General features: G+C 42.9%; 11 protein-coding genes. 5 read left to right on the top strand and 6 right to left on the bottom strand.

From position 1 onward, the window contains the following. Window positions 1-72: 72 nt before the first annotated feature. Window positions 73-759 (top strand): TVP38/TMEM64 family protein, encoded by a 687-nt coding sequence (locus R7M92_RS06025; protein WP_005378366.1) that lies wholly within the window; start codon window positions 73-75, stop codon window positions 757-759. Window positions 760-779: 20 nt separating this feature from the next. After that, window positions 780-1,100: a DUF2007 domain-containing protein gene (locus R7M92_RS06020; protein WP_213969473.1), complete on the top strand. Its 321-nt coding sequence runs from the start codon at window positions 780-782 to the stop codon at window positions 1,098-1,100. A gap of 31 nt (window positions 1,101-1,131) precedes the next feature. On the opposite strand, the gene R7M92_RS06015 is transcribed toward R7M92_RS06020, so the two are convergent. From R7M92_RS06015 to topA, 4 genes are all read right to left on the bottom strand, one after another. Next, complete coding sequence (locus R7M92_RS06015; RefSeq protein WP_017820032.1) at window positions 1,132-1,935, bottom strand: alpha/beta fold hydrolase; 804 nt, start codon at window positions 1,933-1,935, stop codon at window positions 1,132-1,134. Between the two features lie 109 nt (window positions 1,936-2,044). After that, window positions 2,045-3,502, bottom strand: coding sequence for a glycogen synthase GlgA (glgA, locus tag R7M92_RS06010; protein WP_213893680.1), 1,458 nt, complete (start codon window positions 3,500-3,502; stop codon window positions 2,045-2,047). Next, window positions 3,492-4,709 (bottom strand): glucose-1-phosphate adenylyltransferase, encoded by a 1,218-nt coding sequence (gene glgC / locus R7M92_RS06005; RefSeq protein ID WP_005378352.1) that lies wholly within the window; start codon window positions 4,707-4,709, stop codon window positions 3,492-3,494. Before glgC ends, glgA begins: the two co-directional genes overlap by 11 nt. Before the next feature lie 609 nt (window positions 4,710-5,318). Further along, complete coding sequence (topA, locus tag R7M92_RS06000; RefSeq protein ID WP_005378351.1) at window positions 5,319-7,949, bottom strand: type I DNA topoisomerase; 2,631 nt, start codon at window positions 7,947-7,949, stop codon at window positions 5,319-5,321. A 434-nt stretch (window positions 7,950-8,383) separates the two neighbouring features. Between topA and R7M92_RS05995 the strand changes: the two genes are divergently transcribed. Beyond that, the gene (locus R7M92_RS05995) at window positions 8,384-8,632 is read left to right on the top strand and encodes a YciN family protein (RefSeq protein WP_005387884.1); all 249 of its coding nucleotides are present in this window, start codon (window positions 8,384-8,386) and stop codon (window positions 8,630-8,632) included. Window positions 8,633-8,695: 63 nt separating this feature from the next. Here R7M92_RS05995 and aroA read toward each other — a convergent pair whose 3' ends face one another. Next, window positions 8,696-9,976 carry a 3-phosphoshikimate 1-carboxyvinyltransferase gene (aroA, locus tag R7M92_RS05990; protein ID WP_017634728.1) on the bottom strand — a complete coding sequence of 427 codons (1,281 nt, stop codon included), beginning with the start codon at window positions 9,974-9,976 and terminating at the stop codon, window positions 8,696-8,698. Between the two features lie 290 nt (window positions 9,977-10,266). Then, window positions 10,267-10,743, bottom strand: a complete 477-nt coding sequence (locus R7M92_RS05985) for a glycine zipper 2TM domain-containing protein (RefSeq protein ID WP_005378348.1) — start codon at window positions 10,741-10,743, stop codon at window positions 10,267-10,269. 39 nt (window positions 10,744-10,782) lie between these two features. Here R7M92_RS05985 and aat point away from each other — a divergent pair, with 39 nt between their 5' ends. After that, window positions 10,783-11,490, top strand: a complete 708-nt coding sequence (gene aat, locus R7M92_RS05980; RefSeq protein ID WP_005387881.1) for a leucyl/phenylalanyl-tRNA--protein transferase — start codon at window positions 10,783-10,785, stop codon at window positions 11,488-11,490. Further along, a complete protein-coding gene (locus R7M92_RS05975; protein WP_047100846.1) occupies window positions 11,487-12,188 on the top strand; it encodes an arginyltransferase in 702 nt (233 codons plus the stop codon). The genes aat and R7M92_RS05975 overlap by 4 nt, the downstream gene beginning before the upstream one ends. The last annotated feature ends 74 nt before the right edge of the window (window positions 12,189-12,262 follow it).

Raw genomic sequence — 12,262 nt, 5'->3', positions numbered from 1 at the left:
GCGGTTTTTTTGTGAAATTTTTTCGGTTTTCCTACTGTCTTATTACATATATCCCAAATTGGAATCAAAATTATGAATAAGAAACTGATATTAGGTCTCATCCTACTAGCGGCTATCGTCTTTTTAGGTATTAACTTTGGCCAGTATTTAACCTTAGAGAATGCAAAAGCCCAACAAGAAGCACTAACTACATACATCGATCAGAATTTTGTATTCTCGGCTGCGATTTACTTTTTTACCTACATTGCAATTACCGCTTTTTCTATCCCAGGAGCGGCAGTAGTCACCTTACTTGGTGCAGCCTTATTTGGTTTTTGGACAAGCTTGCTACTGGTTTCTTTCGCTAGCACTATGGGGGCAACACTGGCCTTCTTGAGCAGCCGATACTTATTGCGTGACTGGGTACAAAACAAATTCGGAAATAAACTCAACGCAATTAATCAAGGTGTCGAAAAAGACGGAGCTTTTTATCTATTTTCCTTGCGTCTAATCCCTGTATTCCCTTTCTTTCTAATCAACTTACTGATGGGCTTAACGCCGATGTCTGTAGGTAGATTTTATCTCACTAGCCAAATAGGTATGCTGCCAGGCACAGCCGTATATCTGAATGCAGGTACTCAATTAGCAACAATTGAAAGCCTATCGGGCATTGTTTCACCCGCAGTATTAGCGTCTTTTGCGCTATTGGGACTATTTCCAATCATAACTAAATGGGTTATGAATAAAGTAAGGCCGACACCAAGTCAGCAAAACTCGTAATTGGTGAAGTGGGTATTTTGATGAAAATATTTATCGCTAAAAACCCAACAGAAGCACACATTGTATGTGAGCTGCTTAAAGTGGAACAAATTTACTGTGAAGTTCGTGGAGAAGGTATTTTCGGCTTAAAAGGAGAACTGCCGTTTGGTGATGATACCGATCCTTATGTGTGGCTTTTTGACACTGCACAAAAGATGAAAGCTGAAGAAATAGTAAAAGCATATCGAAAACAATCCGATAGGCATGAGTATCAAGATTGGCAATGCCCAAAATGTCATGAAATAAACGAAGGGCAATTTGGTGCATGTTGGCAATGTGGATATCAACTAGGAGAGCTATAGCGGCTCTCCTATTCAGTGGATGCACTCAGTTTTAAGCACATACAGCTTGCTGTTTAATAAACTCGATAGAGTGTTGATTGAAGTCTTCTGGACGCTCTACATTGCATACATGACCACAATTCGGGATTTCTCGTAGAATGCTGAGCTTATGTGCTGCAACCATTTCTTTGACAGGTTTAATAAACATGTAATCCCTGTCGCCCATTAAGTAAAGAGTCGGAATGGGTAACTCTCGATCTTTAAAATATTTCATTAACGGATTTACATCAGCAGCAAGAATAAACCAACGTTTAAATTCTTTTTGGCAAAGCTTCTTGGCTTCGCGAATAAAAAGGTGGCGAGATTCTCGTTGGCTTCTTTGAGGCATAACAATATAAGCGAACAGTTTGTAGAGCCACATGTACGGTAGGATATGCTTACAAAAATTACCTAATTTCACCAATATCTGAGAACGAGTGTTAAGCCTTGTGACAGCACCGCCGAGCACCATCGAACGTACGCGCTCTGATGACAATTCAGCAAGGTTTCGAACAATAATAGTACCAAGCGACATACCGACAAAATGAGCGGATTGGATCTTTAAATGGTCCAATACTTTCAAAATATCTTGGGTAACTTCCGTAAAGGTATAACGGCTAGCAATGAGCTCTTTAAGTAACTGATTTGACTTTCCATGACCTCTTAAATCGATCAGCAATAAGTTAAAGTGTTGCTTGTAAGCTTTAATTTGCTTGAACCAGATAGAAGAGCTACCACCAGCACCGTGCACAAATACAACCCACTCATTACTAGTAGGGTGCAAATAGGTTTTATGAAAAAGTAGCGGCTGGGTCATATTGAGTATCAAAAAGATCGTGCTATTGAGTAAAAAGCCATCCTACCACACTCCCCTTACTCAAGATAATAAAGGCACCTCATTCGGTGCCTTTCGTTACAATTTTAAGTCAAACTAACGCTGAGTGGTAAAGCTGCAAATAAGATTCTGCGGCCTTTTGCCAACAAAAGTCTTGTTGCATCGCGTGCAACTGTACTTTATTCACTTCAGGCTCGTTTTGAGCGTAGAGCAACAGTGCCCTTAGCATCGTTAACAACAATGCCTGCGGTGTCGGTTCGAAAAAAACAAACCCCGTTGCTTCAGATGGGTTTACATCATAATCGCTAACGCTGTCCTTTAAGCCACCAACACCGCGTACTATCGGTAATGTCCCATAAGCCATACTATAGATTTGGTTTAAGCCACATGGTTCAAACTCAGAAGGCATCAAGAAGAAATCAGAACCCGCTTCAACGATATGCGCAAGTTCATTGTCATACGCTTCTACAAAGGCAAATTTGCTAGAAAACTGCGCGGCAACCTCTCGTAACTGAGCGGCAAGAACAGGGTCTCCGGTCCCAACGACAACTAGCTGAACATCGTGCTTCAAAAAATCGGCCAAAGCAGGCAACAAGTAATGAACGCCTTTCTGCTGGGTCAAGCGACAAACCATACCGAACATAGCTACATCTTTTTCGGGCAAATTTAGTCTTTGTTGTAATGCTTTTTTACAAGCTTTCTTCCCTTGCGACATACTTTTCTGGTCGGCGCAGTAATTAACCGGCAAGTAGGTATCCGTTTCCGGATTCCAAGCGCTGTAATCACAACCATTCAAGATGCCGACTAAGTCCTGCGCACGTTGCTGAAACTCCCAAGCCATGCCGTGACTGCCAAGCTCTGTTTTTAGTTCCTCTGCGTACGTAGGGCTAACCGCGTTTATCTTATCTGCATTCATTACACCAGCTTTAAGCATCGTAATATGCGTTGCACTCACCGCAGCATCGGGAACGTTTCTACAATGAAACTCGGGCAAACACTGCACGTCTTCATAACTAAATACGCCTTTAAAGACCGCATTGTGAATTGAAATGACGCTTTTAGTATGAGCAAAAAACGGATCATTGCCATACCTGTGCTTGAGCAAAAATGGAACAAGACCTGTGTGCCAATCGTTCGCGTGTATGATATTAGGTTGAAAGGCGAGCTTGGGTAACATGTCGAGACATGCTGCACTAAAAAACGCAAAGCGCTCGCCGTTATCAGTATACGCTTGGTTGTTCTCCGCATACATTGATGGTCGATTGAAATACGGCGGACAATCAATCAGGTAAACAGGATTTTGACCTAACATGAGCCGCAAAACTCGATACTCCGTATGCGGCCATGATGTTAATTCTGTTTCTAATACAACTTCTGCGTCTGCGAGTTTATCAATACTGCTGTACGCAGGGATGGTAATTCTTACGTCTTGCTGTAGGTTTTGAAGGGCTTCCGGTAGTGCCTTGGCAACATCTGCCAAGCCACCACTTTTAATGAGGCCTTCAACCTCAGAAGCTACAAACAGAATAGATAAGTTGTTAGTAGCCAACTCGAGCTCCTTTCGGAATAACAACAATGCCCTCCTCAGACACGTGGAAGTGTTTTTTATCTTCTTGAAGATTCACACCAATCTGAGTGCCAGGAGCAATATCGGCATCCTTGTCGACAATCACACGACGTAAAACACAGCCTTCGCCAATTTTTACGTCACCAAGAAGTATACATTCGCTGATATCGCAAGCAGAAGCAATATTACTGCGAAAACCAAGCACCGACTTTTCGATTCTTGAGCCTCTAACATAGCTGCCATTACACACTAAACTATCTATTATCTGCACACGACCATTATCAGAGTCGGTAAATGTCGCAGGTGGCAATGGTGGGTAGTAGGTGTGCAATGGCCATTTACGGTTGTACAGCGAAAATGGAGCATCTTTTTCTAGCAGATCCATATGCGCTTGCCAGTACGCATCAATAGTTCCGACATCACGCCAGTACACCTCTTCTTTTTCGCCACTGATTTTGTTGGTACTGAAGTCATACACGAACACATCACCTCTAGGGAACATCTTTGGAATGATGTCCTTTCCAAAATCATGTGATGAAGCTTCATTATCCGCATCTTCGACCAACTCTGAGAACAATACCTGAGCTTCAAAAACATAGTTACCCATTGAAACTAAAGCGTAATCAGGGTCCCCAGGAATCGACTTCGGATTTGCAGGTTTTTCTTCAAAGCCAATCATACGACCTTCACTATCCACTTCGATAACCCCAAATTGCGACGCCTCTTTTAGTGGCATGCGCAATGCAGATACCGTCAGAGAAGCCTTCTTTTCTGAGTGGAAGTTCAGCATTTGTTTGATATCCATCTTATAGATATGGTCAGAGCCAAAAATACAAACTTGCTCTGGTTCCTCTAATTCCATAAAACGCAGGTTTTGATAGATCGCGTCCGCCGTCCCTTCGTACCAACGTTTACCAGTACGCATTTGAGCGGGAATAGGATCGATAAAGCGGTCTGTAATGCCGTTGATGTTCCACCCCTTTTTTAAGTGATGGAATAAAGATTGAGATTTAAATTGGGTTAGGACGTAAATGCGCATCAGATCCGCATTAACAAAATTGTTTAGAGCAAAATCGATCAATCGATAACTACCACCAAACGGTACCGAAGGTTTACTGCGAGATTCCGTTAAAGGTCTCAAACGAGAGCCTTCACCGCCAGCAAGAATCATTCCCAAAACACCAGCCATTTGTTGTTCTCCATATCGTTATAGCTTGGATTTGGTACTCGCTTGAATGAGTCATACTCGGGGAGTCAAGCGAATACATTTAGCAACCGTCTCTGAGTTTCTGTGAACTCTTACAACACGGATAAAAAAGCTACGGCACTTCCAGTATGCAACGTCCACTCTTTCCTTATTTTTTGACGCAAACAATGCACACAGTTGCACTAATTTTTGTAATAAATTATCTAAGCGGGTTCTAAATTACAATTTTTAATACGCCATTCTGTGTACCATACAGCTCTTGCGTACTCAAGACGATATCTAGATCACACATGGAAAAGCAAACGATTACATTGTGAAAACAATTTACGAACGGATTCACTACACCGCCGATTTTTTTAGCTCAATGTATAACAAATATGTGAATGCAAAATGAAAGTTACAACGAATATTTTTTACATAAAAAATACATCAGCGACTACGAAATATTGATGCTGGGATCTTCTCGCGTCAGCAAAACTCAGTCAAAGCAGCAAAGATCTATACGAACAACACAATGGCCTTTACGCAAAAACAAAACGCAAAAAAGGCAGCGATATCGCTGCCTTTTTACATCACTTAGATCGTACGTTTTTATGCTTTCGCTTTTTTACGCTTATCAGTGACTTCCCACTTACCGTCAACAAAGAGCGCTGTCCAACCACTTGGCTTACCGTTCTCTTCCGAACGAACGTAGTTCTCTTTTGTTTTGCGACTAAAGCGTACAACTGCAGGACGACCATCAGGATCTTCTTGCGGTGCGGTCGCTAGGTATTTGAACTTCTCAGGTAAACGCTCTTCAAAACGTGCCAGTTCAGCAACCAAAGGAGCACGTGTCTCGCGCGATTTCGGGAAGTTGCTTGCCGCCATAAATAGACCTGAAGCACCATCACGAAGTACGAAATACGCATCTGAGTTTTCACATGGCAACTCGGGGAAATGAACAGGATCTTCTTTCGGGGGCGCGACTTCGCCATTCTTCAAGATCTTACGAGTGTTCTTACACGTTTCGCTCGTACAATCCATGTATTTACCAAAGCGACCGTTCTTAAGCACCATATCAGAGCCACATTTGTCACATTCAACAACTGGACCATCGTAGCCTTTTACTTTGAACTCGCCGTATTCAACAAGGTAGCCTTCACAATTCGGGTTATTACCACAAACATGCATCTTACGCTTGTCATCAATCAGGTATGCGTCCATCGCTGTTTCACAGATCGGACAACGCTTTTTAGCGCGCAGAGCTGCGGTTTCAACGTCTTCTTCTAGAACGTTAATAATACCTTCTTCGTCACCCAAGTTGATGGTTGTCTTACAACGCTCTTTTGGTGGTAACGCGTAACCTGAACAGCCTAAGAACACACCTGTCGAAGCAGTACGGATGCCCATTGGACGGCTACACGTCGGACACTCGATATCCGTCATGACGATGTGATTTAACTTCATACCGCCTTCTGACTCATCTAGCTCCGCTTTTTCAAGATCGCCAGTAAAATCAGCAAAGAAGTTGTCTAACACAGCTTTCCAGTTCACTTCACCTTCAGCGATTTGGTCCAATTTCTGTTCCATACGCGCAGTAAAGTCGTAGTTCATTAAATCGTTAAAGCTGTCATCAAGGCGGTCAGTAACAATTTCACCCATTTTTTCAGCGTAGAAACGGCGCTGATCAACTTTCACGTAGCCACGATCTTGAATCGTAGAAATGATCGATGCGTAAGTCGACGGACGACCAATGCCTCGTTTCTCCAGCTCTTTAACCAGTGCTGCTTCAGTGTAGCGCGCAGGTGGCTTTGTAAAGTGCTGTTTAGGGTCAAGTGACTCTAAGCTTAGCTTATCGCCAAGTTGTACCGCTGGAAGGATTGTATCCTCGTTTTTGCCCATTGGACGCTGTACACGAGTCCAGCCGTCAAATTTAAGGATACGGCCTTTCGCTTTAAGCGTGTATTCTGCCGCTTTTACGCTAATGGTTGTTGAATCGTATTCTGCTGGCGTCATTTGACACGCTACAAACTGATTCCAAATCAAAGCGTAAAGTTTGTGCGCATCAGCATCGACACCTTGCAGGTCTTCCGCCTTAACACCCACATTTGAAGGACGGATCGCTTCGTGCGCTTCCTGTGCTCCTTCTTTGCTACCGTACGTCAATGGTTTCGCTGGTAGGTACTTATCACCAAACTCAGAACCAATAAAGTCACGTACAGCGTCCACAGCCTCGGCACTTAGGTTAGTCGAGTCAGTACGCATATAAGTGATGTAACCGGCCTCATAGAGGCGCTGAGCTAGCATCATGGTCTTTTTCACGCCGTAGCCCAGACGTGTACTTGCTGCCTGTTGAAGCGTAGAGGTGATGTAAGGTGCTGAGGGCTTGCTCTTTGTAGGGCGGTCTTCACGCTTACATACTTCGTAACTTGCATTCTCAAGTACAGACATCGCTGCTTTGGTTTCTGCCTCATTAACTGGCTTAAACGCAGAACCGTCTTTCTGAGCAACAAGCAGTTTAAAGTCCGCTTTGTCTTTCGTTTTCGTATTCGCATGAATGTCCCAGAATTCTTCTGGTACAAACGCGTTAATCTCACGCTCGCGCTCAACTAACAGTTTCACCGCAACAGACTGCACGCGACCAGCAGATAAACCACGAGCCACTTTTTTCCAAAGTAAAGGTGAAACCATAAAACCAACGACACGGTCCATGAAGCGACGTGCTTGTTGGGCATTTACACCATCCATGTTCAGCTCGCCAGGTGTCTGGAAAGCTTGTTGGATCGCGTTTTTCGTAATTTCGTTAAAAACTACACGTTTGTATCGCTCTTCATCGCCACCGATGATCTCACGAAGGTGCCATGCGATTGCTTCTCCTTCGCGGTCCAAATCGGTTGCGAGATAAACGCAATCTGCGTCTTTGGCGAGTTTTTGTAGTTCGTTGACAACTTTTTCTTTGCCTGGAAGGATTTGGTAATTCGCTTCCCAGTCATGATATGGGTTAATCCCCATCTTTTTGATCAACGCTTTGCGGTCTTTCTCTTTTTTAACGCGCGCTTTCTCTTCCGGACTCATCCCTTTAGTTGAGATGGCTGCGGCTTTTTTCTCACCAGTGCTTTGACCGGCCGTAGGCAGATCACGCACATGACCAACACTAGACTTAACAATAAAGTCTTTACCAAGGTACTTATTTATCGTCTTTGCCTTGGCTGGTGACTCCACTATAACGAGTGATTTACCCATAACTGACTCTAACGTCCTTCATAATAATGCGGGTAGAAACCTTGTTTAAAGGCCACCCGCATAATGTTCTATTTCATTGCTTCTTTTTTTACTATTGTGCGAGATGAAAAGAAGATCAACTGCTTTTTTGAAATTCAGATCCGATTGGTTGACAATTCATCGTCTTTATACTTCAAAGAGACAGGGTTCTGAAAGGTATTGAGCGGCATATCTAAACAGGCAAACTTAGCATCCGCTAATCCAATGCAATAAATTTTGTTACCCATCACAAAATAGTTTGGTTCAATGCTCTGCCATCTTCCTCCGCATCATGCTTATACTCTAAAAATTGATCTGTTTAGTCTTACTGAACGATTGACTGAATTAATCATGCAAACCCATTTTAGTTGTAGGTATACTCAGCGTTCTTAACTGAATAGAATGGTAGAAAGAATATGTCTGATAGAACGTTTATCGAAGAGTTCGACCTTCTTTTGATCGCTAACCAAATCATCCAAGAGCACGATGATTACATCGAGGGGATGCGAGCAACAAGCGTAGAAGAAAAAGAAGGTGTTTTAGTTTTTAAAGGTGAATACTTCCTTGATGACAAAGGTTTACCAACTTCAAATACGACTGCAGTATTCAATATGTTCAAATACTTAGCGCATCACCTTTCTAAGGAATTTACGCTGGTTAAATAGTATTGGGAAACAAAAAAGCCAGAGTGTTATTCACTCTGGCTTTCCTGTTTTAGGTCAGAATATTTAGCAACTTAAAGCCTTAAGTTTGTCGAAGTAGTCAGGGAACGTTTTCGACGTACACTTTGGATCGTTAATCGTCACAGGCGTATCACTAAGTGCCACCAGCGAAAAACACATCGCCATACGATGATCATCGTAAGTATCAATCGCTGCATGCTTTAACTGAGAAACAGGTTTGACGATGATGTAGTCTTCCCCTTCTTCCACTTCCGCACCAACTTTACGTAACTCAGTCGCCATAGCTGACAAACGGTCTGTTTCTTTTACACGCCAGTTATAAACGTTACGAATAGCGGTAGTGCCTTCGGCAAATAACGCTGTTGTCGCGATGGTCATTGCAGCATCAGGGATATGGTTGTAATCCATATCAATGCCTTTTAATTGACCAACACGTGAAATTACGTAGTCATCACCCCATTCAATTTCTGCACCCATTTTTTCAAGCGCATCAGCAAATTGAATATCACCTTGAATGCTGTTTTTACCGATACCCGTTACTTTAACTTCTCCACCTTTGATGGCTGCCGCCGCCAAGAAGTAAGAAGCAGAAGACGCGTCACCTTCAACCAAGAAATCACCTGGAGCGATGTATTGCTGACCGGCTGGAATCACAAACTCTTGATAGTCGTTGTTGATCACATCGACTCCAAACTGCTTCATGATATGCAGGGTGATATCGATATAAGGCTTAGAAACCAAATCGCCTTCGATGTTGATGCGAATTTCACCTTCAGCCAATGGCGCAGACATTAAGAAAGCGGTCAAGAACTGACTTGAAATGGACCCATCGATAGAAACTGTACCTGCTTTTAGGCCAGTACCAATTATTTTGAGAGGCGGAAAGTTCTCGTTTTCCATGTACTCAACGTTCGCACCAGCATCTTTCAGTGCCGTGACAAGGTGACCAATTGGACGCTCTTTCATACGAGGTTCGCCCGTCAGTACATACTCCCCTTCTCCAAGACAAAGAGCCGCAGCTAATGGTCGCATCGCAGTGCCAGCATTGCCGAGAAATAACTCTACCGGCTCTGAGACAGAAAACGGACGCCCAAGGCCGTCAACGAGACATTCTGTTTTATCTTCGGAAAGTTGGTATTGAACGCCTAGTTTAGTCAGCGCATTCAGCATATGACGAATATCATCACTGTCGAGGAGATTAGTAAGGCGAGTTCTGCCTTTAGCAAGAGCAGCAAGTAAAAGAGCTCGATTAGAAACACTTTTAGAGCCAGGAAGGTTCACTTCCCCTTGAATTTTATTGATAGGTTGTAACGTTAGGCTTTCCATTAAAAGTTGATAATCCTTTGTGCCCTCAACATACGATTTTTTATGAGGGCTAAACAATTCTTCGTGAATTCAGACTACCCAAAAAAACACGACAAAACCAGAGTAAATCGGCGCTAATTTATGAATATCCTCAAGCAGCCTAAAGATACAGAATTAAAGGCATTGCCAGCGATGTAAATCAGAGCGAAAGAAGCACGGCGAAACAGCAAACTATTTCGACTTTATTTGACTATAAGCCAGCCCGACTGTACATGCCTGATTAGGCTTCGTTAGACTAAAACAACCTAGGGTTAATAAGTGATATCAACCCTGACTCCATCATCAAAATATAAAATACGAACTTCATCCCCTCGACTAAATAACATATTTTTATCAACATCTTGGATGACATTAATTAGCTTATCACCCTTCACTTTGATGAGTAGCTCAACTAACTTATATTCAACCGTGTATTGGTAATTACTTTGGTTTTGAGCAACTGCGGCACCAGCAAGCGCACCCACTGCCGTCGCGACTTCTCTTCCCGTACCGCCACCAAATTGATTACCGACTAAACCACCGATAGTGGCACCAAGTAGTGTCTTCCAACCGTTACTTTTCGATTGAACAACCTCTTGTTGAGTAATATAACGGACAGAGTCAATCTTCCCGTAAACTACTTCATTAACTGGCTTGGCAACATTTCTTTCATAGGCTGCGTTGGCGACAAGTGGTAAAAACAGTATGATCCCAAGCCATACTTTTACGATATTTCTTAACCAGGTCATCATAAACTCCTCTGACTCCAATGTTGGTAACGACTTCTTATGGCTATTTATTTAACTGAACTCGATGAAACGTTCAACTTTCCCTCACCCTATAAAGCACTCAGCGACCCCAATGGCTTGCTGGCTTTTGGTGGTGACTTAAACCCCATGAGAATCCTCAATGGTTATTATCAAGGTATTTTCCCTTGGTATGGTCCTGGTGAACCTATTTTATGGTGGAGCCCTTCTCCGCGCGCTGTGTTTGACCCATTGCAGTTTAAGCCATCTAAAAGTCTCAAAAAATTTCAGCGTAAACATAACTATAAAGTAACACTCAATTTCGCGACAGAAGAAGTGATTAGACTATGTTCTTCAACACGCCCTGCAGAGGAAACATGGCTCAACGAGGAAATGCAAGCTTCCTACATTGAGTTAGCCAAACTTGGTCACTGTCACTCTGTAGAAGTATGGCATGACAACAACCTGATTGGCGGACTATATGGCATCTGCGTGGGCCAACTTTTTTGCGGGGAGTCGATGTTTAGCCTAAAAGATAACGCATCCAAAATTGCATTGTGGTACTTATGCAACCATTTGGCGTCAAAGCAAGGTCAATTAATCGATTGCCAAGTTATGAATTCTCACTTGGCATCACTTGGCGCATTTGAACTTGAGCGTGACGAATTTATGCAAAAACTACTATCTTTAAGAGAAAAGCAAACACTATTTGATGCCTATCAGCCCCAAGTTTTGCAGGATTCAGTATGAGTACGGATATACAACATATTCGAATAGGGTTGACGAATAATCACCCTTGTAGTTATTTGCCTGAACGGCAAGAGCGGGTTGCGGTGGCGCTTGATGAAAGGCTGCATACTGAAGAAAATTACCAGTTGCTCATGGCTAACGGTTTTCGTCGTAGCGGAGATACCATATATAAACCGCATTGCGAGCATTGCACCGCTTGCCAGCCAATTCGAGTCTCGATTCCAGACGTTAGATTATCAAAAAGTCAGAAGAGGCTGCTTAATAAAGCACAGTCTTTACGCTGGGAAATGAAACCTGAAATGGATGAGGAATGGTTTGAGCTTTACAGTAGGTACATCTGCAAACGGCATAGAAACGGCACTATGTACCCACCAAAGCGTGATGAGTTTGCTCGATTTGCTCAAACCAGCTGGCTGACAACGTCGTTTTTACACATTTACGATGAATCAGATCAATTGCTCGCCATTGCGGTGACAGATTTGATGCCACAATGCTCGAGTGCTTTTTATACTTTCTTTGACCCTGACTACGAGTTATCTCTTGGCACGTTAGCAGTGCTTTATCAAATTAAATACTGCCAAGAAAACAAACAACAGTGGCTATATTTGGGATATCAGATTGATGAGTGCCCAGCAATGAGCTACAAAACACGCTTTCAACGCCACCAAAGGCTAGTAAATCAGCGTTGGCGAGGGTAGAATACGCCTCAACTTTACATAATTACTATTTAGCGGCAGAATATAGCCCGCTAATATTGCCTAATTTCTAAAGA

Origin of the sequence: Vibrio sp. Vb2880 (assembly GCF_033337975.1) — a bacterium.
Classification (GTDB): domain Bacteria; phylum Pseudomonadota; class Gammaproteobacteria; order Enterobacterales; family Vibrionaceae; genus Vibrio; species Vibrio alginolyticus.
This window is presented reverse-complemented; position numbering and strand designations above follow the sequence as displayed.